Below are 25,499 nucleotides of genomic sequence, written 5' to 3' on the forward strand. Positions count from 1 at the left end.
TTAGATTTTAAATTTTTGATTCTTAATTTGTGTCTAAAATCTAAAATCTAAAATCTAAGTAAGCAGTCAGCAGTCAGCAGTCAGCAGTCAGCAAGAAAGAAAAAACCCATCAATAATAGGCTTTAAGTTGCTCTTATTAACACTGGTGTCATTTGACAAAACAGGAGCATCCTTATTAATTCAGTCTCTCTCTAGAGAATAGCTGATTACTGATTACTGATTACTGATAGCTGAATACTTACAAATCTAAAACCTAAAATCTAAAATTCACAGAACCTGGAAAACTAAAGATGGCAACTTTACAGCAGCAAAAGATTAGAATTCGCTTACAGGCTTTTGACCGACGTTTATTGGATACATCTTGCGAGAAGATTGTAGATACAGCTAACCGTACTAACGCTACAGCTATCGGACCGATTCCTTTACCCACAAAACGGAAGATATATTGCGTGCTGCGCTCACCTCACGTAGATAAAGATTCCCGCGAGCATTTTGAAACCCGCACCCATCGTCGGATTATTGATATTTACCAGCCTTCTTCTAAAACTATTGATGCGCTGATGAAGTTGGATTTACCATCTGGTGTAGATATCGAAGTTAAACTTTAATTAGAACAGGAAATAGGGAATAGGGAATAGGGAAGAGAGATCAATATTAATCTTTTTTTTCCTTTTGCCTGTTGCCTTTTCCCTCTGATAACTGAAAATTTACATGGAATATTTTTAGGTATGAATATTAACCTAGCCCTAAGAGAAATTTTCTTAGGGTTTTTCAATAGCTATAAAACAAATGATAAAATATAAACAAAGTACGGCGACAGTAAAAAAATATATTTTCAGAATAAATAAGAATAAACTTGATACCCACCTAACAATGACATCTTCTTCAAAAATTGCCGTCCGTGAACTACCTCTGTTCCCGTTACCTGAGGTGGTGCTGTTTCCCACTAGACCATTACCTTTACATATATTTGAATTTCGCTACCGAATCATGATGAACACGATTTTGGCAGGCGATCGCAGGTTTGGGGTTTTAATGGTCGATCCGATCAAAGGGACTATCGCTAACGTCGGTTGCTGTGCTGAAATTATCCATTGTCAGCGATTACCAGATGATCGCATGGAAATGTTAACTTTGGGACAGCAAAGATTTCGGGTTTTAGAGTATGTACGGGAAAAGCCTTACCGTGTAGGTTTGGTAGAATGGATTGAAGACCAACCACCATCTCAGGATCTTCGCCCTTTAGCCACTGAAGTAGAACAACTACTCACGGATGTTGTCAGGCTTTCCGCTAAGTTAACCGAAAAAGATATCGAATTACCAGAAGATTTACCTGATTTACCTACTGAGTTATCTTACTGGGTAGCTAGTAATCTTTATGGTGTCGCTCCTGAACAACAAGCATTGTTGGAACTACAAGACACATCCGCTCGTTTACAAAGAGAAGCAGAAATTTTGACTTCTACTCGCAATCATCTGGCAGCACGTTCTGTTCTTAAAGACACATTTAATAATATGGGTTGAGGAGGCAGGAGGCAGAAGTTATTTATTTTGGATTTTGGATTTTGGATTTTGGATTTTGGATTTTTTCTTATCCCCAATTTATAGCTACAGCCATTAAGATCAGGATATAAACTTTAGTGGGTGGCGGTATGAACAGACTTTAAATGTGACAGGTGATTGGTGATTGGTGACTGGTGACTGGGGAAGAAAATTTTAGATTTTAGATTTTAGATTTTAGATTGGAGTTCACAAAAACAATCCAAAATCCAAAATCCAAAATCCAAAATCCAAAATAAATAACTCCTGACTCCTTCCTTAACTAAACTGCTCTTCTGCATCTAAATTAAATAACATTTGCAGAGTTCGCATACAATTACGTCTGGTTTCAACATCTTGTTGCGCCCGTAGTTGTACCATTGGATCATGTAAAATTTTATTTACTATTCCTCGTGTGAGAGCTTCAATCACTTCTTGGTGTTTTTCACCAAATTCTGACCCTAAGCGAGATAATGCTTTTTGTAATTCTTGCTCGCGGATGTTTTCAACTTTATTCCGCAAAGAACTGATAGTAGAGACAGTTTCTAAACTCCGCCACCACACATCAAAATCTGCCACCTCTTCATCTAGGATTTTTTCGGCTTCCTGCGCCATTTTCCGACGACTTTCGTAATTTTGCGCTACAACCGCCTTTAAATCATCCACATTAAACGCCTGAACATTTGGCAAATCGTTTAGATCTGCATCAACGTTACGGGGTACAGAAATATCAAATAACATCAACGAGTGGTTAGGATCTAAAACCATTTCTAACTTAGCACGATCCAAAATTGGCTCCGTTGAAGAAGTGCTAGTAAATACAATTTCACTATGTGAAACCACTGATATCATTTCTGGTAACAGATGTATTTTAATAGGTACTTCTGGGAACTGCTTTGCTAATTCTTCCGCACGTTCACGGGAACGGTTCACAATAGCAATTCGAGTTGCACCTTTAGAAATTAGGTGTTGTACAAGTAACCGAGACATTTTCCCCGCACCGAGAATAGCGATCCGATAGGGAGCTAAATTTTCTACCTTAATTTGCGCTAATTCCACAGCAGCGGAACTAATAGAAACTGCACCAGTACCAATACTGGTTTCTGTACGGACTCGTTTACCTGCGGTGATAGCTTGTTTAAATAAGCGATTTAAAATTGTTTTTATACCATTAAATTGTTGTCCCAGTTTGTGAGTATTTTTCACCTGAGCCAGAATTTGACCTTCACCAAGAACCAAACTATCCAAACCCGCAGCAACTCGCATCACATGAGTCACAGCGTCAGAGTGCATCAAAGTAAATAAATGTTGACGCAAAGATATGATAGGTAATTTGCTGTGTTCTGCCAGAAACTGAGTAACTTCTTGAATACCGTAAGTAATTTCACTGCTAACAATGTAAATTTCCAGACGGTTACAGGTGCTAAGAATAGCGACTTCATCAATATGAGGATAGCTGAGGAGATGAGCGATCGCACCTTCGGTTTGCGGTTCAGGAATACTTAGTTTTTCTCTTACTTCTACTGGGGCTGTTTTATGGCTTAACCCCACCACTGCAATATTCATCTTTTATTTCTTAAATTCTTAAATGGATAATTTTGTAATGGAGAGAGGGAATAGGGAATAGGGAATAGGGAACAGGGAACAGGGAAAAGAAGGCAAAAGGCAAAAGGCAAATACTTATACCCAGTCACCAGTCACCAGTCACCAGTCCCCAATCACCAGTCCCCAATCACCAAAAATTAGTGGAGTTGGACAACTTTGGGTTGTTCAAACATATGAATGGTATCTACAAAGCGAGCAGTCTTAGACTGGCTAGAAATAACCAAACTTTGAGTTCTAGCACCACCGTGGAAGAAACGTACACCTTGCATCAAATTACCAGAAGTGATACCACAAGCAGCGAAGAGAACAGTTTCACCAGATGCCAATTCATGAGCATCATAAACCTTATCTGGGTCAGTGATACCCATAGAAGCTAGACGATCTAAATTAGATTGTTTGCTTTCACCGATCAAACCGGTTTTCACGACTTCAGGATCATAGATTAACTGACCTTGGAAGTGACCGCCTAAAGCACGCATAGCCGCAGCAGAAATTACACCTTCAGGAGCAGCACCAATACCCATCAGCGCGTGAATATTAGTACCAGCAAAACCACAAGATAAAGCTGCACCTACGTCACCATCAGAAATTAATTGTACTCTTGCGCCAGCTTCGCGGATTTCTTTGATTAAATCGTTGTGGCGTTCGCGCTTCATCACAACTACTACAAGTTCTTCGATAGAGCGACCTAAACACTCAGAAAGAATCTTCAAGTTTTCGGTAGCTGACTTGTTGATATCAACTTTACCCTTAGCTGCTGGGGGTGCTGCCAACTTCTTCATGTAAAAATCAGGAGCAGCAAACAGACCACCTTTTTCAGAAATTGCCAAAACGGCCATTGAACCGGGTTGTCCGTAAGCTACCAAGTTAGTACCTTCGCAGGGGTCAACAGCGATATCAATTTCAATTAATTCATCAGGGTTGCATTGTGCTTTAGCTTCGGGATTAGCACAAATACCTACTTCTTCACCGATGTAAAGCATGGGAGCGTCATCACGTTCACCTTCACCGATCACAATGCGACCGCGCATATAGATTTTATTCATGCGTTCGCGCATAGCTTCCACTGCTACCTGGTCAGCAGTATTCTTTTCACCCTTACCCATCCACTTTGCAGAGGCGATCGCTGCTTGCTCGACAACCTCAATAATCTCTAAACCAATTGTATTTTCCACAGGACTCCCCTCTTGATTGCTGATCTTAGCGTCGTTTTTATCTAGCCATTTCAGTCTTTAAGTCTACCAAAGTAAGGATACATATAGAACAAAGTTAAGTTTTACTGCTATTAATTATCCCCAGTGGTCAAAATGCTAGAAAATAACAGTAATTTTGTATTCATCAGGTAAGAGTTAAAAATTGCCTGATCACAAAATCTGCAAAGAATACAGACAAAGGTATAATTGGATAAGTAGATATCAGGTGGTAATTAACTGTGCGTGGTTTGAAACCCCTGTAGAGACGTTGTATACAACGTCTTTACATCCAATACCACAAGAGGTCTAATGATCTCAGCTAAATATTAATCGCAAAATTCTCCACAGATAAAACTATTAAAACTATGCTGGACTTTATTAACTCCCTTTTAGATCGACATCCAGAACGCATTAAAGCCAACGTAGAAATATATACATGGCAGACCTGCCCCTATTGTATCCGTGCCAAAATGCTGTTATCTTGGAAAGGTGTGAAATTTACCGAATACAAAATAGACGGTAACGAAGAAGCGAGATCAAAAATGGCAGAACGCGCCAACGGTCGCCGTAGCGTACCGCAAATATTTATTAATAATCAGCATATTGGCGGTTGTGATGATCTGTATGCACTAGATACAAAAGGTCAACTCGATCCGTTGTTATTTGAGGTGACAGGTGACAGGTGACAGGTGACAGTGAAGAAAGTAGGGGAAGTAGGGGAACTAGGGGGAGATTAATAACCCAATGCCCAATGTCCAATCACCAAAAATGGATGAATCACGCTTTAGAACTAGCACAGACAGCTGGTGAAGCGGGGGAAGTTCCTGTAGGTGCGGTGATTGTTGATGCAGCAGGTAATTTAATTGCCACGGGGGAAAATAGAAAAGAACGAGACAAAGACCCTACCGCCCATGCAGAAATTATCGCTATTCGGTCAGCCGCACAAACTTTACAAAGTTGGCGTTTAGATCAATGCACCCTGTATGTCACATTAGAACCATGTCCAATGTGTGCAGGTGCTATAGTCCATGCACGTTTGGCGACAATTGTCTATGGTGTGGACGATACCAAAACTGGTTCGGTACGTACTGTTATTAACATACCCTCAAGCCCCGCATCCAATCACCGTTTACAAGTAGTAGGAGGTATTCTAGAATCAGCTTGTCGTCAACAATTACAGTCCTGGTTTGCAGCAAAAAGACATAAGCATAAATAACAGACAGAGGTTAAACTGTCCAGATAGGAAAACAAAAATTACTCAAGAAAATTTACGGTGGACATAATCAAGTTTGCGCCACATTTTACCAGCTAAATTTCAGCCACCGTTATGAAGGAATTTTACTCTGCGTCTACCAAGTCCCCCTCTCAACTAACAAATATCTCTGAAACTTCTAAGGTGATTTTTAGTAGATCAAGGTTTTCCCCTTGGTTAACTTCCCTGGCCTATTGTTTGGGACATAACGTAGTTATACCGATGTTTTTTGGTAATATTGATATTTCCGGGCAAGAAAACATTCCCACAACTGGACCTGTAATTCTTGCACCTACCCACCGTTCCCGTTGGGATTCCTTGCTGTTACCTTATGCTACAGGTCGTTATGTTAGCGGTCGAGATATGCGATTTATGGTGACAATGAACGAGTGTCAAGGAATACAAGGCTGGTTAGTGCTGCGGATGGGGGGTTTTCCGGTAGATACTCAAAAACCAGCGATCGCCACCTTGCGTCATACAGTAGATTTAATAGTACAAGGGGAAATGTTAGTTATTTATCCCGAAGGTGACATTTTTAGAGATGGTAAAGTTTACCCCTTAAAATCAGGTGTGGCACGTTTAGCTTTAAATGCAGAACATCTTCATCCAGGGTTAGAAATAAAAATTATTCCTGTAGGGATTAACTATAGTCAACCCTATCCCAATTGGGGAACAGATGTAAATATTCAAATTGGTCAACCCATACAAGTCAAAGATTATATTCAAGGTTGTTTAAAACAAAATGCTAAATATTTGACAGCAGATTTAACAAATAGATTACAACAGTTAAGCCATCAAGAATCAGAAATAACGTCTCATGCTTTTGCAGAAATGCCCAATTCTTAGAGGCAGAAGTCAGTAGTCCGAAGGCAGAGGATTGAAAAAGCGGAATTTTTTGCTTTTTCTCCTTGAAATGGCAGGTTATAAACCTTGGTTGCTACAATTGTCAATTGTCAATTTATGACGCATATCCTATGATTAATTCCCAACTATTCAATTTACCCACATCTTGAGGGGAATTATCAATAACTTGTAATTGCCAATTTCCCCTAGCAGAGATGGAAAGTAATTGTTTAAGGACAGGATGCGATCGCACACTATAAGTCCTTTCTAACTGAGTTTGTCTTGCCAATGTCCGACTTTGTAATAAAAATTGTTGATTATTAGGAGAAATTAAATAAATTTCTAAATCTCCTAAAAATTCATGAGTAATATTCACCGTTAATTGAATATCTGCAACAGTGACATTTTCATTCATAGTAATTATACTCCTGATTCCCCTTTGATCATGATCAGGAATTGCCACTATATTTTTATTCTCACCTTTTAGTTGTTTGTTAACACTTGATGTCACTTTACTCAACTGTTGCGCTGCACGTACAGCTTTAGCAGCATTCACTTTACCATAACCAAACCAAATACAATGACCATTACTATCATAAGTTCCACCCCGCAAACCTAATTGTGGATCAGGTTCTGGATCAACAATTTTATCAGTGGTTTCTTGTAAAATCCGGTTAACTTGTTGAGCCGTTAGATCAGGATTAACTGATAAAATTAAAGCTGCTATTCCAGCAACTACAGGAGTTGCGCTAGAAGTACCACCAAAATTATTAGTAAAATTTCCTGGGTTATAACCTGCTGCTCCGAGTTGATCTGTAGTAAACATTCCCAAACCAAGAAGAGAAGTATTGATGGTTGGTTGTGTGTAAACAAAACCGGTTTCTTGAAACCACATTCCTGGAGGAGCATTATTACTAGGAGCGCAAACAGAAATATTTTCACCCCAATTACTATAAGCTGCTTTTTTATTTAAACTCGTAGACGCAGAAACCGCAATTACATCTGGATGAACTGCAAAACCACTTAACCAAGCTGTTTTACCTTGTAAAATATTCTTTGGCCAATTTTGCTCATTGATAGTGCCATCAATGGGACGATTAGCATTACCAGCAGCAAAAATAATTATACATCCTTTACCATTTCTTCCTTGAGTAGCAGCGCGGGTAATAGCTGCCTTTTGACGCAAAGATAAAGGAAAATAAACAGCAGAAGCTCCCCAACTACAAGAAATTACACTAGCACCGTGATTAATTGCCCAATTAAATATATCTTCAATAGATTCATCATCTAAATATCCCGTGGTGCGAATTGGCATTAAAGCACAACCAGGAGCAACACCAACAATTCCTTGACCATTTTCTTCGGCTACAGCTATTCCTGCACAAGCAGTACCGTGACTGGTTTCTTTTTCTCCAGGTAAAGGTAAAAAATCATTTTCTTTCAAATCTCTAGGAGCAACAACTTTACCCACACCTTGAAAATCTGGATGATTTAAATCAAAAGAATCATCCACAACTGCAACCACCACAGAACGCACACCGCGAGTAATATCCCAAGCTTGTTCTACAGAAATATGAGAACCAATTCCTAATTGATTACCGCTATTGTGGTTAAGATACCATTGCTGAGGATAAAGAGAATCACTAGGTTTATAATGTGGTTCTTGTTGAATAAAAATATTTGGTTCGGCAGCTAAAACTTCTGGAAGTGCTTGCAATTGGTTGGTGATTTTGATGGGATTTTCTGTGGCTTGTTTGCTAACAAGAAAGACAAATGTATTAGGTAGCCCTGGAACTGATTGATTTTCAATTAAGCTAAATGTGGCTGCTATAGTATTAATCTTGGCAGAATCTACCCAAGTAGCAAATTGAATTGTGATTTGGTCACTTAAATAAACATAAGTACCTGGATTATCTTTAAACTTGTAAACATGACTAGCAAAAGCCACCTTTTCATCAGCCCGTGCTTGGGACATGGCCGCGTCTAACTGGGTAGGTTCGACGGTGAATACTTCTAATTTTGCTCTGGGGATAGTGCGCCGCCAAATGCCCCAAGAAACCTGAGATAATTGTTCAGGAGAAAGTTTGGCTGTCGGACGGATGGTAAAGCGTTCCCAAACTTTTTCTAAAATCAATTCTTCTCCACCACGTTGTAAAACAACTCCTTGGCTGCTTGTGGGTACACCTGTAGTTTGAGAATTAGAGGAATTAAGGCGATCGCTCATCATGGAATACTTGACTGAATATGCAGGTTACAGGAACTCTATTCAACTGATGTCCAGTCTACATCAGAGAAAGTTGTGATCTAATTTTGCTGTATCTCAAGCACAAACCGAGTTAAGATACCCGAAGTTTCCATAATTTTTTTATAGACTTGTTACAGTATTTGACCCCATGAACTTTGCTGCTACTTCTTTATCACTTCTAGCAGTCCTTGGTCTGCTATCACCTGTGCAGGCTCAGATAATACAGTTACCTGCATCTAATAACCAAGCCCAACCTATAGATGGTAATCAACCTAACACCCTGAGTCCTACCAGCCAAAATAATAGCTTATTGAGTATGGCAGGTGGCGATCGCCTGATGAAAGAAGCAGAACAAGCTGTTTCCGGTCAAAACTACACCCTAGCCGCTAAAAAACTCCAAGAAGCACGCCAAGTTTATAACCAGTTATCTAATTTATACCAAGATTTAAATGCCAGTTTTTCTGGTATTGACATCAGAGTATCTGATTCTCAACGCAAAAAAGCCCTGGAAACTGCCCAAAAACGGGACGAAGCAACCTATCAATTAGCACTAGTCCATCGAGCTTTAAATCAACCTGAATTAGCAGTACCATTATTGATTCAAATTATTAAGAGTCAAAACCCCACACGGGAATTAGGTAAAAAAGCCTATCAACAACTGTTTGAATTAGGTTTTGTTGATACCGCTTATCCCAGAAAATAGTTGATAGTTGATAGTTGATAGTTGATTGTGTTATTAACTTCCCCTGCTCCCCTGCCTCTTAACTGTCACCTGTCACCTGTCACCTGTCACCTATTCCCTGATAATAATATAGAAGTAAGTTTTTTCAGGAATTGGGATGATTACTCCACAGCAGGTTGAGGAAATGATTAAGGCAGAACTGCCAGATGCACAAGTTCAGGTGCAAGACTTAACAGGTGGTGGTGATCACTATCAGGTGACTGTAGTTTCACCGCAGTTTGCAGGTAAAGGACTGGTACAACAACACCAGATGGTTTATGGTGCGCTGAAACAAGCTATGTCAACTGAAGCGATTCATGCCTTAGCTTTAAAAACATCTACTCCCTGAACTTCACAAGCAACAAATTAATTTTCTGAGAAGTCAGGAGTCAGGAGTCAGGAGTCAGGAGTCAGGAGTCAGAATTAATTTTCCTCCTACACCTCTACATCTGAATCTAAATCTAAAATTGAATCAACCCTTGAATTTTGAATCTCAGCAAAAAGGAAGTGAAAAACAATGACACCAGAACTCAAAGAAAAAATTGAGAATTTGATTAAACAAAACAAAATTATGGTTTTCATGAAGGGAACTAAATTAATGCCCCAATGTGGTTTCTCTAACAATGCTGTACAGATTCTCAACACCTTGGGTGTTCCCTTTGAGACTTTTGATGTGCTTTCTGATTTTGAAGTGCGTCAAGGTATTAAAGAATATTCTAACTGGCCTACAATTCCCCAAATTTACATTAATGGTGAATTTATCGGCGGTTCTGATATTTTGTATGAATTGTATCAAAAAGGTGAATTGCAGGAAACTGTGGAAGTAGCACTCGCTTCTTAAACATAAGATTAATTCTGTTTAGATTGCTCTTGAAGATGAAAAAAATACCATTTTCAAGAGCTTTTTATAAACAGATTTTAGAATTAGTCAATAATGAATTATTTGCTATATCTACGCCCATACAACTCAAAAAATGTATGATTTTTTTAGCTATCTGCTCAGGGGAAAAGTCAGTTGTATCTATCACCAAATTTCTTTCAGGAGCTAATTTTTCCAAGGCGGCTTTTGTGGTTAAAGGATCATAGTTTCTTCGTTCTTCAATCATAATTATTAGGCGATCGCGTAAAGTAGAAAACGAATATAGTCCCTGTTGTACTTGAGCCAAAATTGCTGCTGTTTCTGCCGGTGAAAATAAATCTGCGGCTTCTGGTATTCCTAAATCGGCAAAATTACTGTTATTGTTGACTCCATAATCATGACTAATCTGAATAGATTTAGCAACTTTATCAAATGAATCATTGCGAATTAAAAGTCTTTGTAATCGCACATATTCAGGTGCTTCTAATAACACAAATTTAGCCTTGGGCAGAATTTTTAGCGCGTAGTTTACCTCATCTTTTCCTCGCAACCCATCAAATATCATCGGCAAGCGCACCTGCGAAGGATGAATTTGTAATTGACTCAAAACATGAACCATTCCTGCGGGAAATATTTGTTTATAACGATGAGTATAATAAAAGCGTGCTACACGACAGGATGATTTCAGTTCATTTACTTCTTCCATTTTCATAATCGTAGGAATGATAAACTGATCAGTTAAAACACGACGATTAGGAAGCAAAGTCAAGTCTAGTCCTAAATCAAATAAATTGGTACTAACTGTACTTTTACCCACACCAGTTAATCCCACTAAAATTAACAAGGGATAATCAACTAATGATCGCCAACCCTGAGATGGGGAAAAACCAATTCCAATTCCAGGAATTAGTTCTACAGAAATCGGTTCTTCTTGATTTAACTGCATGATTGTTATTCTGCTTTTTGTAATATAGGTTTTTCAAATTTGGGGGAAGTTTTGGCAAGAAATATTCCCATCAAAACTATGGCAAATGCTAGTAAGTTTAAAGTGCTTAAAGTTTCTGAGAAAATAAAATTAGCAAAAATCGCTGTGAAAGTTGGCTCAAGTAATAAGAAAACAGCAATGAAACTAGAAGAAAACTGCTTGAGTTGATGAACTAAAACACACTGTCCAAAACATTGACAAATAATAGCCAAGGCTACAATGATCAACCAACCATGTAAAGACTGGGGGAAAAATCTATCTTCTGTCAACCAAACACAGGGAATAAGAATCAATGCACCAATAGCACATCGCCAACACAGCAGCGTTGCTGCTGAAAATTTAGATCGCAAATGTTCTAAAATCAACAAATTGAGTGCATAAAAAATTGCAGCCATTAAACCCAAGCCATCACCAATTAAATTTTCTATACCAATTTGAAAATCACCAATTCCAATTAAGGAAGCTCCCATCAATGCAAATATCATACCAACTAGAAACTGAATATTAAACTTTTGCTGGAAAAATAACCATCCTTGTAAACAGGTAAAAATAGGAGATAAATTTCGCATTAATGTGGAATTTGCCACACTGGTTTGAGTTAAAGATAATGCCCAAAAAACCACAGAAGCAGTTCCGCAAATTCCTACGAGTATTAGTAATACCACCTCCATTTTTTCTGGTAGTCTATTTTCATGATCCTGAGAAGAAGATTGCATAACATATCTATTCATCCAGTTCCAAGCACCCAGAACAATTGCCGCTATCCACAGACGATTGAAAATAGTTGCAATTGGTCCTATTTCTTGTTCACTCAATTTGATAAAAATTGCTGCAAATGAAAGTGCAATTAAGGCAATAAATAAGGATAAAAAGTTGAAGTTAGATGCAGGAATATCAGGCAGATATTTTTTTAAATTTACAGATTTCAATTCATTCAATATCATTGGCAAAAAGTGTAACATTGCGCTCAGGATGAAAATTTAATCAATTAAACAGCAAAAATACTCATATCATTCGTAATAGGAAGAATGTTAGCATAGCAGCGATCTATAATTAATGGCAATTCTTTTTCTATATCAATTGGTGTACCTCTTTTAGCAATTTCTTTAATTTCTTGGAGAATCTTCAATACAAAATCTTTATTTTTAACCAAATCTTCTCTACCTATTTGTTTCAATGCCATTTCTACAGCAGCACATCCTGACTGCATACCTAAAGCCACATTACTTTTGATCCCTAATATTTCTGGGTTCAAACTTTGATATAAACTCTCATCTTTGGCTACTGCTTTAACATGAACACCTGCATAATGAGTGAAGGCATTTTTTCCCGTTATCGGTTGATGCGGAGGAATCAAAATATGAGAATTTTCACTAACAAAATCATATAAATCTTTGATATATTTAAGTCGCCAATGCTTTTCTTCTTCTCCCATATCTATTAAATTAATTAGTAATGCTGCTAAATCTACTATTCCTGCTCTTTCTCCTAATCCCATTACTGCTACATCAATAATATCTGCCCCTGCTCTATAAGCATCTAAAGCATTAGCTAAAGCTAACCCTTTATCATTATGACAATGCACTTCTATTTTGGGAGATAAACCCAAATTTGCTAGTTCTTCTTTGAGGGTTTTTACATAAAAATAAATACTGCGATAGGGATGAAAGGGTGTAGTATAACCGGTTGTATCAGCGATACTAATTATATTCGCTCCGGCCTTGACTGCTGCGGTAGCTGCGGCAATGACATTTTCTATGGGCGATCGCACTGTATCCTCTGGTGTATATCTAATTAATAAATCCGGTTTTTGTGATTTGGCATAGGTGATGACTTCTGTAATTTTTTCAATTGCTGCTGTTAAACAAATCTGATAATCTTGATCTAATCTTTTTTGAGAAACACTAAAAAAGACTCCTAAAAAATCAACTCCACAATCTAAAGCTTTCTGTACATTATCTATTGTACAAAGTGAATGTGCGCCAATTTTAGCTTTTAATCCCGCCTTAACAATTTGTTGAATAGCTAAAGCAATTTCACTATCTACTGCTGGATTACCAACTTCAATAATATCAATTCCTATCTCGTCTAAAAATTGAGCGATCGCTAACTTTTTAGCAGGAGAAAAATAAACCCCCGGCGTTTGTTCTCCTTCTCTGAGAGTTGAGTCTAGAATTTCAATCATGTTTACTATTGATTTAGATACTATTAATTTAGAAAAATTTGGTGATTGGTGATTGGTGACTGGGAAAAATCTTTTCTTCCCCATCTCCCCTTCTTCCCATCTCCTGCCAAAAATCCCCTTAGCCTCATCATGCCAAGGGGATAAATTTTTTCAATAAAATAAGTAAACTATTGACAACAAATATCATACCATCGGATACAGTTGACCAAGGCAAAAATTATGCTATGATCATCGACGATAATGCAGATAAGTAACTAAAAACCCTTTAGGCTAGTTTAGTAATACCCGTGCTGTCGCTCTGGTTCTGGTTGTACCATCGCAAAGTTTGATCCATCGTACAAGTAGCGATTTGCTTCTTCTTCTAAACGGTGAATCAGATAGGGTTCGATGGCGTTACTTTGTCGCAGTGCGGCTAAAAATCCATCCAAATACATCCGCATATCATCCATACGATAACCGCGATTCCATAACTCGACGAAGGCGTCAGTCAGTTTTTGGTAATAGCGAATGGTTTGTGTGTCTTGGAGCATAACTGCCGTGTTAATCTCTAAAAAATGAGAATTGTATATGATTCACGCTTGAAAGAGAAGTATGACTTCCTTCTTTAGTATTAACCCAAAGTTAATATTTAGACGTTGGGTCAGACCCCCCAGTAGCTAGAAGCATGAACAAATCCTATTGGCAAAATTTGGGCAAAATTTGATAGTAGGATTTTTGTCTAAACTGTCTTTGTAATTTAGGTAATTTATCCTCTCACTCGATAGGTAGATTTTTAAGGTTTGTTTTTCCAGTTTACTATAAATTTCCAGTTGGATGCTCAAGCCAACAAAATTTTGGTTAATTCTTAGACATAAGCATAAACAGGAGCTTTATAACCACGTCCAAAATTAAATTTATCTAAATTTCTAAATTTCTTGCAAGGTTTTCTTTGAGCAAATGTAAAGATAATATCAACTGAAGTAACAAAAACTACAAAACCTTGAGCCTGAGATTGTTAATTTGAAAATCATCGACGCTAAGGGGTCTTGCAACTGTGGGATCGGTTTGTATTGAAATTGTTGAGGGGAATCCCCATCTGAGGTCGTTGCTGGGTTGGCACTTGCAACAACTGGAATACAGAGTACATCAAGCCGCCAGTATTTATCAAGCAAGGGAAGTGTTTTTAAGCCATCAGCCAACCTTGGTTATTCTCGATGCGGATTTATCAGATGGTGACGGTATCGAATTTTGCCGTTGGTTAAATCGTCAGGATCAGCCTTTAATTCTCATGTTATCTGCTCGCAATAATGAAGCGGATATTGTCGCTGGTTTAAAAGCGGGAGCAGATGATTATTTAAGCAAACCTTTTGGAATGCAGGAATTTTTGGCGCGTGTAGAAGCACTAATTCGCCGTAAACGTACACCTACCGCACCAGCTTACTTGGATTATGGCAGTTTACAAATTGATTTAGTACAGCGCCGAGTCCGTTTTCAAGGGGAATTTATTGATTTAACACCCCAGGAATTTAGTTTACTTTATGTTTTAGCCCAGGCGGGTGGAGTACCTTTGAGTAGATCGGAGTTACTGCGTCGTGCTTGGCCAGATGCTATTGATAATCCCCGGACTATTGATACTCACGTTTTATCATTGCGGAAAAAGGTGGAACTTGATCCGCGTCAACCCAGTTTAATCCAAACCATTCGTAATGTTGGCTACAGATTTAACATGGAAATTTTAAACGCTACTGTTCCACTTGCACAACCTAAGTTAACGAAAGAGAGATTTACCAATCCGCGTTCTACCCTTGCAACTCAAAGCACTTAGGATGAGGTGACAGGTGACAGGTGACAGTTTATTCTTACCCATTACCCATTACCCATTACCCATTACCAATCATCTTGATTTTGTGCTTCTATCAAGTTGGTTTTTACTTCTTCCCAGTTGACTTGTGATGTTGGTAGGTTCGCTAAAATTTGACCTTGCTGGAGATGCAATACACGGTTACTAAATTCTTGAGCTAGGTCAAGTTGATTGTTTACCATCAATATCGCGGTTTTAAAGGGTTGGTAAGGGTCTTGAACTGGTTGGTTGAGGAGGTTTGACAAAAGAGAAGTTTGTGCGGGGTCTAGGGCGGAAAAAGGCTCATCTAGCAGTAAAATTTGGGGTTGGATGACTAAAGCACGGGCGATCGCAATTAATTGTTTTTGACCTGCTGAAAGCTGTACTTCGGTACGTCCTAACCAATTTTCAGGAATTTGTAGTTGTTCTCTCCAATAACTGACTTTTTCCTGAATTTGCTGCTTTGGCCACTTTCGCAAAATTAAAGGATAAGCTATAGCTTCCCCAACTGTCATCCCCAAAAGTTTAGTTTCTTGGTGTACTAATGTTACTTGTTGACGTAGTTGGATGATGGGAATTTGGTGATATTCCTGATTTTCCAGATAAATTTTACCACTGGTGGGTTCGGTTAAGCGGTTGAGGAGTCGCAGGAGGGAAGTTTTACCAGCACCGGAATGACCGATAATTGTGATGCGATCGCCACTAAAAACTTCAAAGGAAATATCCTGTAAAATTGGATATCCTGGTAAATTATTCCTAGCTTGACTTTTGAGTTTTGTAAATAGATTAACTTGCTCTAATTTGAGCATAGGTGATTCATAATTGATAATTGACAATTGATAATTGATAATGGGTAATTGGGAAAAATTAACTAATGACTAATGACTAATGACCAATGACTAATGCTGTATTAATAGTCCAAGCATCTACTAATAATAATAAGATAGTACAAAAAAATAAAATCATATACATCCAAGGTTGGGATAAAGGACGAACATCGGTAGTATCAATACCTGTTTTTGCTTGGACAAAATTCACCAAACGGTTAAAACCAGCAACACGCATAGGTAATAAATATGCTTTTCCATCGTGACTGAGGAAATAATAAACTAAACCTCCTTGACCGGTGCTGCGGGGTTTTAAACTTTTAATATCGGACCAAGATAGGGACCAACCTTTACGAAAGAAGGAAGAAACCCATACAGGGTAACTAACTTTTATTTCCTGATCATTTACAGTTACTCTTTCGGTTAATACTGCATATAATCCCACAAAACCTATCACAATTCCTACCCATAATAATGTCGGTGGTGTGGGTGCTTTTGTCACTTCTGCTAAAAATGGTAGGGGAACTGTTAACGCTATATATAATGTTAACAATGTAATTCTAATCAGGGGAGAAAGACGAAAGGTAGTGGTTGTGTTGTTGGGTAGGTTGCTTGTCATTGTTCGATTTTCATAGTGTTTCTTTTTTATTATACAGCATTTAGTAGTCAGGAGTCAGAAGTCAGGAGTCAGAAGTTCAGATTTTCAGAAGTTGCGATTTTTCATAAGTCGCAATTTTTCAGAAGTTCAGATTTTCAGAAATTCGATTTTTTGAAGGTGTAGAGTTCGGAAAGTTCGATTTTCAGAAGTTCAGATTTTCAGAAGTTCGGTTTTTCGGAAGTTCAGATTTTCAGAAGTTCGGTTTTTCGGAAGTTGCGATTTTTGGGAAGTTCCGAATTTCATCAGTTTTTTATTAAATCACCCCTTACCCATTATCAATTATCAATTGTCAATTATCAATTATAAATTTCATCTTCATTTCATCTAAGGTTGACATATTGAGAGATGAACAGTATTTAGCTCCTGAAATGCTTACATACTCTCAAAACCCAACCCTAAAAAACAGTTTACCATCATCCTTGCTGTTTGCAAACGTGACCGAAGCATTGGGTAAAGTTCCCATTGTGCGGTTAAATAAAATCCATCCCCATTGTCAACATCATCATCTATATTTAAAACTAGAATCTTGTAATCCTGGTGGAAGTATTAAAGAAAAAAACGCCGCTTACCTGGTTCAAGAAGCAGAAAAACAAGGTTTACTGCGTCCTGGTGGTACAATTGTTGAATCTAGTTCTGGTAACTTTGGTATTGGTTTAGCTATTGTCGGTGCAACTAAAGGTTATCGCGTGATGATTGTTATTGATGCAAAAACACCTGTAACTATGCGGCGAATGCTTACTGCTTATGGTGCAGAACTCGTTGAAGTACCTTTAAATGCTGCCGATGCTCAAGGTTCAATGCAGGTAGCGAGAATGACCAAAGCACAGGAATTAGCTGCAAATATACTTGGTGCTTGGTATCCCTGTCAACATAAAAATCCTGTTAATACTGATGCCCATGAACTTTGGACAGCACGGGAAATTGTTGACGCTTTTGGAGGTGCGCCTGATGCTATAGTTATAGGTGTGAGTACAGCCGGACAGTTAGGGGGTATTAGTCGCTACTTTAAAAAATATTATCCCCAAACCAGAATTATTGGTGTTGATGTGGCTGGATCAGCTATTTTTGGTACTCCCAGACACCCCTATAAGATGACAGGACTGGGTTTATCCTTCGTTCCCCCCAATTTTGACCCCCAGGTGTTAGATGCTGCTTATAGCGTCAATGATGCTTTGGCTTTTTCTGTATGTCACGCTTTGGCTAAATATGAGGGTATGCTTTTAGGGGCTTCTACGGGGGCAATTGTGGCCGCAGCTTTAGCTGATACACAAAGATTTTCTCAACCGCAAACTATGTTGTTGCTAAATCCTGATCGGGGCGATCGCTATCTAGAAACAGTTTACAATACTGATTGGTTAACTGCACAAAATATTCACATTTTACAAAGTGACGATCTGGTAACAGCTATTTCTCAGCTTTATTCTGTACCTTTGGATCTTGTTAAATCGCAGGTTAGTTTTAAAAGTTAAATATTTTTTCTCACGCAAAGACGCAAAGACGCAAAGAGTAAAAGATGAAGTTAGAAGAATATACATCTAAAAATATAAGTTTAGGGACTTTATGGCGGGAATTTTTGCCTTTATCCCTGAGTGATGTGACTATGGCCTGTGGTGATCCGATGATGACTACTACTTTAGCTTATCTTCCTGATGCTCAGGTAAATATAGCGGCTGTAGGTGCAGCTAAGTCTTTGGCAATATTTTTTGAAAGTCCTATTATTATGATCCTACACGCTGCTAATGCTTTATCTGGATCACAAAAATCTAGGGCAGCATTATGGCGTTTTACTTTGTTTGCAGGTGTAGGATTAACTTTTTTATTAGGTTTGTTGGGAATACCTGTCATATTTAATTCTGTTGGTGTGAGTTTGTTGGGTATTCCTTTGGCAATGTTGGCTACAGTCAGTCAAGTATTATTAATAGCTTGTGGTTGGCCGTTTGCGATCGCATGGCGGCGTTATTTTCAAGGTTTATTAATTTACCACGGTAAACCCCGTGCGTTAGCTATAGCTAGTATTTTCAGGCTTTTAACATTGGCTTTAGTTCTGGTAAGTGGGTTTTTAATACAAGTAGCTGGGGGTATTTTAGCGGGAATAGCTCTGATCAGTGGGGTGATAGTGGAAGCGATGGCTGTAACATTTTTTGCTTATCGCAGTGGAGCAACCATACCCCCGGAAATAGAAACCAAACCTGGTTTACCCCAGAACTTAGCACAGGTATGGAAATTTTACTTCCCCCTCGCAAATACAATGATGGTAGTTTGGGGAGGGAGAGCGATATTAATTAGTATTCTTGCTCGCGCTCAAGATGCTACAATTGCTATTGCTGCTTGGTCTGCTGCGTGGGGTTTGGTATTAGTAATTGCTAATTCTACTCGCATGGTACAACAAATGGTGATTAAATATCGCCATCAAGTAAGCGATCGCCAACTTTTAATATTTGCTGTCAGTGTGGGTGCAGTTTGTTCCACATTATTATTATTAATGAGTGTAACACCCATAGGCGATCGCATAGTTCAAACTTTTATCGGTAATGATCTTACCCTTGCAAATAGCATTAAACCTGTACTTTTAATATGTGCCATTGTGCCATTATTTGTAGCTTTGCAAAATGCTACACAAGGCTTTTTAGTCAGTGAAAATCGCACAGGTCATGTTAATCTATCCACATGGTTAGCAACAGGAACTTTATTAATAATAGCCAGTTTAGCTATTAATAAAGGAATGAATGGAGCAATAGCCGCAGCTATAGCTATGATCACATCAATGATAGTAGAAATTACTTGTTTACTGTGGAAACGAGTGGTAAAGACAGCGTAAAAGTAGAACCATGATCAACCCGACTTTCTACTTCTAATTTACCTTTATGAGTTTGGGTAATGGCCAAAGCAATAGCTAAACCCAAACCCGAACCCCCAGTATTTCGAGAACGATCAGCATTAACACGATAAAAGCGATCAAAAATATGAGGAATATCCGCAGCAGGAATACCAATTCCTGTATCTATCACATTAATAATAGTATAATTATTATTAGCTAAAAGATTAATTTTTACCTCCCCACCAACAGGAGTATATTTAATTCCATTACTAACCAAATTTAATAATAAACGATAAATTTGACCTTCATTACCTTGAATATAAAAATCAGAATTTTTAGGAATATGACTAGATAATAAAACATCTGCTTTCATCGCTAAAGGTAACAACTCCTCCTCTACATCTGCAACCACATCATTTAAACAAATGTGCTGTAAATTTAAGCTTAATTTTCCTGCTTGTAAACCATTTCCCAACCTAGATAATAATAACAAATCTTGAGTTAAAGAACTTAATCTTTTCACCTGTCGTTGTAGAGCTTGTTTAGTTTCCTGAGTGATAGAATTAGTATCTAGAATAGTTTGTAGAGAAGCAATAGGAGTAAGTAACTCATGAGCAGCATCACCCGTAAATTGTTGTAATTGTTGATATGATTTTTCAATAGGTTGCATAGCGAAACCAGCTAACCACCAACTCGCACCCCCAATAATAAACATAGAAAAAGGAACACCAAAAATTAACAACAAATGTAAACCATTCATATAATGATTTAAACGTTGAACCGATCTTCCCACTTGTAAATAACCCCATAATTGATGATCATTAATAAATAAAGGCATTAAATGTAAATGATATAACTCACCCTGAAGATTTCTGATATCATAGGAATAATTGAGAGCAAGATTATCAGGAAACTGATCAGGAGAATTATAAAAAGCAGCAATAGATTCACCCTTTAAATTTAAAAATCTCACATAATGACCATCCAACAAAAGACTCATCACCTCAGATTCAGATTTAAAAATAGGACAAGATTGTTTTTGAAAACAAATTTCCGGTAAAGAATTTCTAATATTAACAGGTAAAACACCAGGAGTTTTTAAACGTGGTTTTAACTTATCTTCAAAAATTCTTCCAAAAACCTCCAACTCACGATCAATAGTGCGAGTAAAAGCTTTAACCATAACCACATGAGCAAAATAACCACATATTAATAAAGTCGCACCCATTACCCCCGCATAAGTAATAGCTAACTTAAAACGAGAATAATGAAAAAGAGAATTATGAAAAATCCCACTTGGGATCTTACCCCTCTTCCTCTCTTCTTTCTTTCCTCTCTTCGTGTTCTTCGTATCTACCCTTCGGGAAATGCTTCGCATAACGTGGTTCATTAAAAAAAAGAAATAAATGATAATTTTAAAATCATTACTTGTGGATAAAAAAATATTCTGATTCCTGACTCCTGACTCCTTAGAAAATAATTATTTTCCACTTCCCAACACAGAAAACCGATAACCAAAACCCCGGATAGTTTCAATAACATCAGGAAAACCACATTCAGACAACTTACGTCTTAACAACCTTACTTGAGCAGCAACAACATTACTAACATTATCACTTGCAAAATCCCAAAGTCGAGCGCGGATTTGATCATGAGTTAAAACTTGTTGATGATGCTGCATCAAATATTCTAAAAGTTGAAATTCCTTAGCAGTGAGAACAACAGATAAACAACCTTTAGCAGATAAATTCACCACCGAAAAATTCCCATAATCTAACACTAAATCACCCATTTGTAACTGTGGAGGTTGAAAATTAGGAATCCTTCTTTGTAAAGCTCTTACCCTTGCTAATAACTCCTCCATCCCAAAAGGTTTAACCAAATAATCATCAGCACCCGCATCCAAACCAGTAACCCGATCAATCATACTATCTCTAGCAGTTAAAATCATCACAGGTAAAGGATTTTTTTGTCGTCTCAACTTTTGGCAAATTTCCAAACCTGATAACTTAGGTAACATCCAATCTAAAATAGCAATTTCATATCTTTGGGGTACAGTATTCAAATATTCCCAAGCAGTAACACCATCTTCTACCCAATCTACAATATAATCACGCTGAGTCAGAGCATGATGAATACTACTACCTAAATCTTTTTCATCTTCAACTAATATTAATCGCATATAAATTAAAAGCTAAAAATTAAAAATCCTGAAAACCAAAAGAATATAAAATAAACATAGCCTCCCGAAAAACTCTCTGTAAAACTCTTGCCTTTGCGTCCTTTGCGTCCTTTGCGGTTCAATCATATCAAGCCTAGCATAATTTTTTATTGTCATGGTAAATACTTTTGTACAACACTCCAACCAGTCAAAGAAACCCAAGCAAAACCAAAAAACAGTATCATATTTAAAGTAATATGTAAAGGTCTAGCCCAAAATTGACCTGTACTAATTTGAGTTGCACTAAAAGCAGAAATTAAAACCAAAATTACCACAGATAAACCAGCGAATAAATGTGAAGAATGACCCAAAGAACCAAAATGTCCTAAAGTCCCCACAATACCAATAAATAACAATAATAATACCAAACTTACCATAGTGAAGCCAATAACAAAATGAAAGTTTTTGACTATATTATTCACCCTTGGTAAAACCACACCAATGGGAGAACGTCCAGTATTTCTAACTTGCCATAGCCAAAAACCAGACATTGCTAAAATAACATAAGCTAGAATCGCTAAACCCATAGACCAAGCTGCTATTTTCCACAACCATAAAAAAGAAGGTAAGTTCATAGTAAAAAATTAAAAGTCAAAAAACAAGAAACAGGGAACAGGAAGATATGGAGATGGGTAATAAATTTTCATTAGATTGGAGTTGACACAAACAATCCAAAATCCAAAATCCAAAATAAATAAATCCGGCCTCCTAAATATAAAATACCACAGATTGATGAGGAAGTGTAAACTCTGTGCATTTGTGATCATTGTTTGTATTTTAGCCTTGAAAGCTGAAAGCTGACGGTAAAATTCTTAACTTATTCCCAATTCTCCAATAAAATAAAAAAGGCTGCTGAGTTCAGCAACCCTCAAATTTAATAAACGTGCTTTTTTTTAATCAAAGGATATTAATCCAGGGATTTTTAAAACTTTTGACATTAACTAACCTTCTCAGATGTCACACTCCCAGATTCAGTAAAAACTCATGTTGTGACTGGTAGGTTTTCATGGAGACTGTGATATTTTGTAAAGGTTTTGTGGTATCTTCAATTTTTGTATTCATTTCGGACACCATCACATTGGTGTTGGTAGCTTCTATTCCTGGAGCTGAGTCTTGATCACTCTCATCACTACTAGGTTCACTGAGTGCCAAGCGATCGCACGGTATTGTATCCGACAAAATCGCACTCGCCATCATTCCTGTATGAATCTCCATTTGCGCTTTTTTCGGCGCTTCAAAAACTAGCCTTTGTCCAGGAAACACCACCCTTTCAAAGTACCAGTTAGCAACATTGGAAATACGCGCCACCTGTATTTTACTTGTAGCATTGACGTAGCAGCAGAGAATTTTCCCCGATTGCTCCGGTGGTAGAGAATCTAATATTTGAGCCATAACTGCTGAGGAGCTTTTACGCCACAATTTTACATTACACAACCAAAACTAACATCGGATGATCCCCATTTGCTGTAACTGCGACTACCAACTGAAATTTTCTGCATTATTTCTATCCAAAGTCATGTTTCTTAGAAAAAACCTATGAATAGATCTTAATTTTTGCATTATTATACATTTTCAACTCAATTTCTTCAGTTTTGCTGTTCCCCATCTGTGAACTTAACAACCCTCAAAGCTTGTCAGACAAGGCTACAATCCCCCTGGCTTGTTGAGAAGTTGGTTTTTCAATTTTATCGATCTGCTGATTTACATCTGCTAATTTACAAGCGAAAATCATCGCTGAATTAATAAACTCAATGTTATGGTAAAGATATATGAAATTTTCTTCATAAACTTTATCTATTGCTCACCATCAATAATTTTGATGCCCAGCAATTTTACCTTTTCTCACTCTTCCTGAAAGTAAATTTGCCAATATCAAAAACTGGCTCAAATGTCAAGCAAAATATTGGTAAATTAAGATTAACACCACAAACCCACAGGTTCAGACCAGATATTTCCCTAGTTTTCCCCTACAAATTGGCAAGATGGCAGTCGAAACAACTATGATGGAAAATCGAATCCTTTACGTTCGCCTTCCTTGTAACCCCATCTTTCCCATTGGGGTTGTTTACCTGAGTGATCACGTCCACAAGCAGTTTCCCAACATCGAACAGCGAATTTTTGATTTAGGTACAGTTCCACCCCTTGACTACAGCAGCGCCCTAGATCGGTGTATTGACGAATTTAAACCCACACTTCTAGTCTTTTCTTGGCGAGATATTCAAATCTATGCACCAGTAGGAGGCCGTGGAGGCAACCCCCTACAAAACGCCTTTGAATTTTACTATGCTAAAAACCCCTTGATTAAACTCAGGGGTGCATTAGGCGGTTTACGGATCTTCATCGCTTACTATGTCGAACTATGGCGCAACTTGGGCTTAATCAAACGCGGGCTAAAACGCGCCCAAAGATATCATAACCAAGCCCGTGCAGTGGTTGGTGGTGGTGCAGTCAGCGTATTTTATGAACAGTTAGGAAAAAGCCTACCTTCAGGAACAATAATTTCCGTAGGTGAAGGGGAAACCCTACTCACAAAATACCTCAGTGGCCAAGAATTTCGGGATGAACGTTGTTATGTAGTGGGTGAAAACCAACCCCGTCAACGCCTGATCCATGAACAACCCACACCCCTAGAAAAAACAGCTTGTAACTACGACTACATAGAAACCATCTGGCCAGAAATTAACTACTACCTGCAAGATAAAGATTTCTATATCGGCGTACAAACCAAGCGCGGTTGTCCCCATAACTGCTGTTATTGTGTGTACACCGTAGTTGAAGGTAAGCAGGTACGCATTAATCCCGCCGATGAAGTCGTAGCCGAGATCCGCCAATTATATAATCGCGGTGTCCGTAACTTCTGGTTTACCGATGCTCAATTTATCCCCGCCCGCAGATATATTGATGATGCCATAGAACTATTGCAAAAAATTGTTGATTCTGGCATGACAGATATTAACTGGGCGGCCTATATTAGAGCAGACAACTTAACACCAGAACTGTGTGAGTTGATGGCCAAAACCGGGATGAATTATTTTGAAATCGGCATTACTAGCGGTTCTCAAGAACTGGTACGGAAAATGCGGATGGGTTACAACCTGCGGACTGTACTGCAAAACTGCCGTGACTTGAAAGCAGCAGGTTTTAATGATATGGTTTCCGTCAATTACTCATTTAACGTCATTGATGAGCGTCCCGAAACCATCCGCCAAACCATTGCGTATCATCGAGAACTAGAACGGATTTTTGGCGCGGATAAAGTTGAACCTGCTATCTTCTTCATTGGACTGCAACCCCATACCCACCTGGAAGAATATGCTTTTAAAGAAGGTATCCTCAAACCAGGGTATAATCCTATGAGTCTAATGCCCTGGACTGCCAAAAAACTACTTTGGAATCCAGAACCATTAGGATCATTTTTCGGAGAAGTCTGTTTACAAGCTTGGCAACAAAACCCCAACGACTTCGGTAGGGAAGTAATGAAAATCTTAGAAGCAAGATTAGGTTGCGCTGAGTTGGAAACAGCACTTACAGCCCCAATTGTGGAAAAAACCGAGAAACAATTGGCTAGTGTAAACTGAGTGTGTATAAGGTGACAGGTGAGAGGTGAGAGGTGACAGGTGACAGGTGACAGCAAGAAGGCAAAAGGCAAGAGGCAAAAGGCAAGAGTTTATTCTTACCAACTACCAGTCACCAATCCCCAGTCACCAATCCCCAGTCACCAATCACCAA

25 protein-coding genes are annotated in these 25,499 nt (G+C 38.1%); 12 read left to right on the forward strand and 13 right to left on the reverse strand.

Features of this window, described 5'->3' with window-relative positions; translation table 11 throughout:
* The first annotated feature begins 290 nt into the window (after nucleotides 1-290).
* Together rpsJ and K2F26_RS08280 are read left to right on the forward strand one after the other, a co-directional pair.
* A complete protein-coding gene (rpsJ, locus tag K2F26_RS08275) occupies nucleotides 291-608 on the forward strand; it encodes a 30S ribosomal protein S10 (RefSeq protein ID WP_010998474.1) in 318 nt (105 codons plus the stop codon).
* 265 nt (nucleotides 609-873) lie between these two features.
* Nucleotides 874-1,524 (forward strand): LON peptidase substrate-binding domain-containing protein, encoded by a 651-nt coding sequence (locus tag K2F26_RS08280; protein ID WP_220611074.1) that lies wholly within the window; start codon nucleotides 874-876, stop codon nucleotides 1,522-1,524.
* Between the two features lie 294 nt (nucleotides 1,525-1,818).
* On the opposite strand, the gene K2F26_RS08285 is transcribed toward K2F26_RS08280, so the two are convergent.
* A complete protein-coding gene (locus tag K2F26_RS08285; RefSeq protein WP_220611075.1) occupies nucleotides 1,819-3,105 on the reverse strand; it encodes a glutamyl-tRNA reductase in 1,287 nt (428 codons plus the stop codon).
* A gap of 176 nt (nucleotides 3,106-3,281) precedes the next feature.
* On the reverse strand, nucleotides 3,282-4,319 hold the full coding sequence (gene glpX / locus K2F26_RS08290) for a class II fructose-bisphosphatase (protein WP_220611076.1): 1,038 nt from the start codon (nucleotides 4,317-4,319) through the stop codon (nucleotides 3,282-3,284).
* 383 nt (nucleotides 4,320-4,702) lie between these two features.
* On the opposite strand from glpX, the gene grxC reads away from it, so the two are divergent.
* The 3 genes from grxC to K2F26_RS08305 all read left to right on the forward strand — a co-directional run bounded on the left by grxC (nucleotide 4,703) and on the right by K2F26_RS08305 (nucleotide 6,435).
* A complete protein-coding gene (grxC, locus tag K2F26_RS08295; protein WP_194055965.1) occupies nucleotides 4,703-5,023 on the forward strand; it encodes a glutaredoxin 3 in 321 nt (106 codons plus the stop codon).
* A gap of 65 nt (nucleotides 5,024-5,088) precedes the next feature.
* Nucleotides 5,089-5,553 (forward strand): tRNA adenosine(34) deaminase TadA, encoded by a 465-nt coding sequence (gene tadA, locus K2F26_RS08300; RefSeq protein WP_220611077.1) that lies wholly within the window; start codon nucleotides 5,089-5,091, stop codon nucleotides 5,551-5,553.
* Nucleotides 5,554-5,664: 111 nt separating this feature from the next.
* Nucleotides 5,665-6,435 (forward strand): lysophospholipid acyltransferase family protein, encoded by a 771-nt coding sequence (locus tag K2F26_RS08305; RefSeq protein ID WP_220611078.1) that lies wholly within the window; start codon nucleotides 5,665-5,667, stop codon nucleotides 6,433-6,435.
* Between the two features lie 112 nt (nucleotides 6,436-6,547).
* Here the strand turns inward: K2F26_RS08305 and K2F26_RS08310 are convergent, their stop codons facing one another.
* Complete coding sequence (locus K2F26_RS08310; protein ID WP_220611825.1) at nucleotides 6,548-8,656, reverse strand: S8 family serine peptidase; 2,109 nt, start codon at nucleotides 8,654-8,656, stop codon at nucleotides 6,548-6,550.
* Nucleotides 8,657-8,825: 169 nt separating this feature from the next.
* On the opposite strand from K2F26_RS08310, the gene K2F26_RS08315 reads away from it, so the two are divergent.
* From K2F26_RS08315 to grxD, 3 genes are all read left to right on the forward strand, one after another.
* Nucleotides 8,826-9,380: a hypothetical protein gene (locus tag K2F26_RS08315; RefSeq protein ID WP_220611079.1), complete on the forward strand. Its 555-nt coding sequence runs from the start codon at nucleotides 8,826-8,828 to the stop codon at nucleotides 9,378-9,380.
* Nucleotides 9,381-9,516: 136 nt separating this feature from the next.
* The gene (locus K2F26_RS08320; RefSeq protein WP_220611080.1) at nucleotides 9,517-9,747 is read left to right on the forward strand and encodes a BolA family protein; all 231 of its coding nucleotides are present in this window, start codon (nucleotides 9,517-9,519) and stop codon (nucleotides 9,745-9,747) included.
* 168 nt (nucleotides 9,748-9,915) lie between these two features.
* Nucleotides 9,916-10,239: a Grx4 family monothiol glutaredoxin gene (grxD, locus tag K2F26_RS08325; protein WP_220611081.1), complete on the forward strand. Its 324-nt coding sequence runs from the start codon at nucleotides 9,916-9,918 to the stop codon at nucleotides 10,237-10,239.
* A 64-nt stretch (nucleotides 10,240-10,303) separates the two neighbouring features.
* Here the strand turns inward: grxD and K2F26_RS08330 are convergent, their stop codons facing one another.
* The 4 genes from K2F26_RS08330 to K2F26_RS08345 form a co-directional block, all read right to left on the reverse strand.
* The gene (locus tag K2F26_RS08330; RefSeq protein ID WP_220611082.1) at nucleotides 10,304-11,203 is read right to left on the reverse strand and encodes a DEAD/DEAH box helicase family protein; all 900 of its coding nucleotides are present in this window, start codon (nucleotides 11,201-11,203) and stop codon (nucleotides 10,304-10,306) included.
* Nucleotides 11,204-11,208: 5 nt separating this feature from the next.
* Entirely contained in the window at nucleotides 11,209-12,186 is a 978-nt protein-coding gene (locus K2F26_RS08335; protein WP_220611083.1) for a DMT family transporter, read from the reverse strand.
* 44 nt (nucleotides 12,187-12,230) lie between these two features.
* The gene (locus K2F26_RS08340) at nucleotides 12,231-13,427 is read right to left on the reverse strand and encodes a LeuA family protein (protein WP_220611084.1); all 1,197 of its coding nucleotides are present in this window, start codon (nucleotides 13,425-13,427) and stop codon (nucleotides 12,231-12,233) included.
* Between the two features lie 275 nt (nucleotides 13,428-13,702).
* Nucleotides 13,703-13,957: a DUF6761 family protein gene (locus tag K2F26_RS08345; protein ID WP_096570112.1), complete on the reverse strand. Its 255-nt coding sequence runs from the start codon at nucleotides 13,955-13,957 to the stop codon at nucleotides 13,703-13,705.
* Nucleotides 13,958-14,460: 503 nt separating this feature from the next.
* Here K2F26_RS08345 and K2F26_RS08350 point away from each other — a divergent pair.
* The gene (locus K2F26_RS08350; protein WP_220611085.1) at nucleotides 14,461-15,231 is read left to right on the forward strand and encodes a response regulator transcription factor; all 771 of its coding nucleotides are present in this window, start codon (nucleotides 14,461-14,463) and stop codon (nucleotides 15,229-15,231) included.
* A 62-nt stretch (nucleotides 15,232-15,293) separates the two neighbouring features.
* On the opposite strand, the gene K2F26_RS08355 is transcribed toward K2F26_RS08350, so the two are convergent.
* The gene (locus K2F26_RS08355; protein ID WP_220611086.1) at nucleotides 15,294-16,055 is read right to left on the reverse strand and encodes an energy-coupling factor ABC transporter ATP-binding protein; all 762 of its coding nucleotides are present in this window, start codon (nucleotides 16,053-16,055) and stop codon (nucleotides 15,294-15,296) included.
* A gap of 76 nt (nucleotides 16,056-16,131) precedes the next feature.
* Nucleotides 16,132-16,692, reverse strand: a complete 561-nt coding sequence (locus K2F26_RS08360) for a hypothetical protein (protein WP_220611087.1) — start codon at nucleotides 16,690-16,692, stop codon at nucleotides 16,132-16,134.
* Nucleotides 16,693-17,099: 407 nt separating this feature from the next.
* On the opposite strand from K2F26_RS08360, the gene K2F26_RS08365 reads away from it, so the two are divergent.
* Together K2F26_RS08365 and K2F26_RS08370 are read left to right on the forward strand one after the other, a co-directional pair.
* Nucleotides 17,100-18,200 carry a PLP-dependent cysteine synthase family protein gene (locus tag K2F26_RS08365; RefSeq protein WP_220611088.1) on the forward strand — a complete coding sequence of 367 codons (1,101 nt, stop codon included), beginning with the start codon at nucleotides 17,100-17,102 and terminating at the stop codon, nucleotides 18,198-18,200.
* A 44-nt stretch (nucleotides 18,201-18,244) separates the two neighbouring features.
* Entirely contained in the window at nucleotides 18,245-19,549 is a 1,305-nt protein-coding gene (locus tag K2F26_RS08370; RefSeq protein WP_220611089.1) for a hypothetical protein, read from the forward strand.
* Here K2F26_RS08370 and rppB read toward each other — a convergent pair.
* From rppB to K2F26_RS08390, 4 genes are all read right to left on the reverse strand, one after another.
* The gene (gene rppB, locus K2F26_RS08375; protein ID WP_246605556.1) at nucleotides 19,509-20,777 is read right to left on the reverse strand and encodes a two-component system sensor histidine kinase RppB; all 1,269 of its coding nucleotides are present in this window, start codon (nucleotides 20,775-20,777) and stop codon (nucleotides 19,509-19,511) included. The genes K2F26_RS08370 and rppB overlap by 41 nt on opposite strands.
* 252 nt (nucleotides 20,778-21,029) lie before the next feature.
* On the reverse strand, nucleotides 21,030-21,731 hold the full coding sequence (gene rppA, locus K2F26_RS08380) for a two-component system response regulator RppA (protein WP_220611090.1): 702 nt from the start codon (nucleotides 21,729-21,731) through the stop codon (nucleotides 21,030-21,032).
* A gap of 152 nt (nucleotides 21,732-21,883) precedes the next feature.
* On the reverse strand, nucleotides 21,884-22,345 hold the full coding sequence (locus K2F26_RS08385) for a DUF4079 domain-containing protein (protein WP_220611091.1): 462 nt from the start codon (nucleotides 22,343-22,345) through the stop codon (nucleotides 21,884-21,886).
* A gap of 382 nt (nucleotides 22,346-22,727) precedes the next feature.
* Complete coding sequence (locus K2F26_RS08390) at nucleotides 22,728-23,162, reverse strand: DUF1830 domain-containing protein (protein WP_220611092.1); 435 nt, start codon at nucleotides 23,160-23,162, stop codon at nucleotides 22,728-22,730.
* Between the two features lie 590 nt (nucleotides 23,163-23,752).
* Between K2F26_RS08390 and K2F26_RS08395 the strand changes: the two genes are divergently transcribed.
* The gene (locus tag K2F26_RS08395) at nucleotides 23,753-25,348 is read left to right on the forward strand and encodes a photosystem II high light acclimation radical SAM protein (RefSeq protein ID WP_194054853.1); all 1,596 of its coding nucleotides are present in this window, start codon (nucleotides 23,753-23,755) and stop codon (nucleotides 25,346-25,348) included.
* Nucleotides 25,349-25,499: the final 151 nt, after the last annotated feature.

Origin of the sequence: Sphaerospermopsis torques-reginae ITEP-024, from assembly GCF_019598945.1 — a bacterium.
GTDB lineage: Bacteria > Cyanobacteriota > Cyanobacteriia > Cyanobacteriales > Nostocaceae > Sphaerospermopsis.

What these genes read in the sequence shown, in the direction of transcription:
- rpsJ (WP_010998474.1), top strand. Translation starts at nt 291, where the DNA reads ATGGCAACTTTACAGCAGCAAAAGATTAGAATTCGCTTACAGGCTTTT.
- K2F26_RS08280 (WP_220611074.1), top strand. Translation starts at nt 874, where the DNA reads ATGACATCTTCTTCAAAAATTGCCGTCCGTGAACTACCTCTGTTCCCG.
- K2F26_RS08285 (WP_220611075.1), bottom strand. Translation starts at nt 3,105, where the DNA reads ATGAATATTGCAGTGGTGGGGTTAAGCCATAAAACAGCCCCAGTAGAA.
- grxC (WP_194055965.1), top strand. Translation starts at nt 4,703, where the DNA reads ATGCTGGACTTTATTAACTCCCTTTTAGATCGACATCCAGAACGCATT.
- tadA (WP_220611077.1), top strand. Translation starts at nt 5,089, where the DNA reads ATGTCCAATCACCAAAAATGGATGAATCACGCTTTAGAACTAGCACAG.
- K2F26_RS08305 (WP_220611078.1), top strand. Translation starts at nt 5,665, where the DNA reads ATGAAGGAATTTTACTCTGCGTCTACCAAGTCCCCCTCTCAACTAACA.
- K2F26_RS08310 (WP_220611825.1), bottom strand. Translation starts at nt 8,656, where the DNA reads ATGAGCGATCGCCTTAATTCCTCTAATTCTCAAACTACAGGTGTACCC.
- K2F26_RS08315 (WP_220611079.1), top strand. Translation starts at nt 8,826, where the DNA reads ATGAACTTTGCTGCTACTTCTTTATCACTTCTAGCAGTCCTTGGTCTG.
- K2F26_RS08320 (WP_220611080.1), top strand. Translation starts at nt 9,517, where the DNA reads ATGATTACTCCACAGCAGGTTGAGGAAATGATTAAGGCAGAACTGCCA.
- grxD (WP_220611081.1), top strand. Translation starts at nt 9,916, where the DNA reads ATGACACCAGAACTCAAAGAAAAAATTGAGAATTTGATTAAACAAAAC.
- K2F26_RS08330 (WP_220611082.1), bottom strand. Translation starts at nt 11,203, where the DNA reads ATGCAGTTAAATCAAGAAGAACCGATTTCTGTAGAACTAATTCCTGGA.
- K2F26_RS08335 (WP_220611083.1), bottom strand. Translation starts at nt 12,186, where the DNA reads ATGATATTGAATGAATTGAAATCTGTAAATTTAAAAAAATATCTGCCT.
- K2F26_RS08340 (WP_220611084.1), bottom strand. Translation starts at nt 13,427, where the DNA reads ATGATTGAAATTCTAGACTCAACTCTCAGAGAAGGAGAACAAACGCCG.
- K2F26_RS08345 (WP_096570112.1), bottom strand. Translation starts at nt 13,957, where the DNA reads ATGCTCCAAGACACACAAACCATTCGCTATTACCAAAAACTGACTGAC.
- K2F26_RS08355 (WP_220611086.1), bottom strand. Translation starts at nt 16,055, where the DNA reads ATGCTCAAATTAGAGCAAGTTAATCTATTTACAAAACTCAAAAGTCAA.
- K2F26_RS08360 (WP_220611087.1), bottom strand. Translation starts at nt 16,692, where the DNA reads ATGACAAGCAACCTACCCAACAACACAACCACTACCTTTCGTCTTTCT.
- K2F26_RS08365 (WP_220611088.1), top strand. Translation starts at nt 17,100, where the DNA reads ATGCTTACATACTCTCAAAACCCAACCCTAAAAAACAGTTTACCATCA.
- K2F26_RS08370 (WP_220611089.1), top strand. Translation starts at nt 18,245, where the DNA reads ATGAAGTTAGAAGAATATACATCTAAAAATATAAGTTTAGGGACTTTA.
- rppB (WP_246605556.1), bottom strand. Translation starts at nt 20,777, where the DNA reads ATGGGTGCGACTTTATTAATATGTGGTTATTTTGCTCATGTGGTTATG.
- rppA (WP_220611090.1), bottom strand. Translation starts at nt 21,731, where the DNA reads ATGCGATTAATATTAGTTGAAGATGAAAAAGATTTAGGTAGTAGTATT.
- K2F26_RS08385 (WP_220611091.1), bottom strand. Translation starts at nt 22,345, where the DNA reads ATGAACTTACCTTCTTTTTTATGGTTGTGGAAAATAGCAGCTTGGTCT.
- K2F26_RS08390 (WP_220611092.1), bottom strand. Translation starts at nt 23,162, where the DNA reads ATGGCTCAAATATTAGATTCTCTACCACCGGAGCAATCGGGGAAAATT.
- K2F26_RS08395 (WP_194054853.1), top strand. Translation starts at nt 23,753, where the DNA reads ATGGCAGTCGAAACAACTATGATGGAAAATCGAATCCTTTACGTTCGC.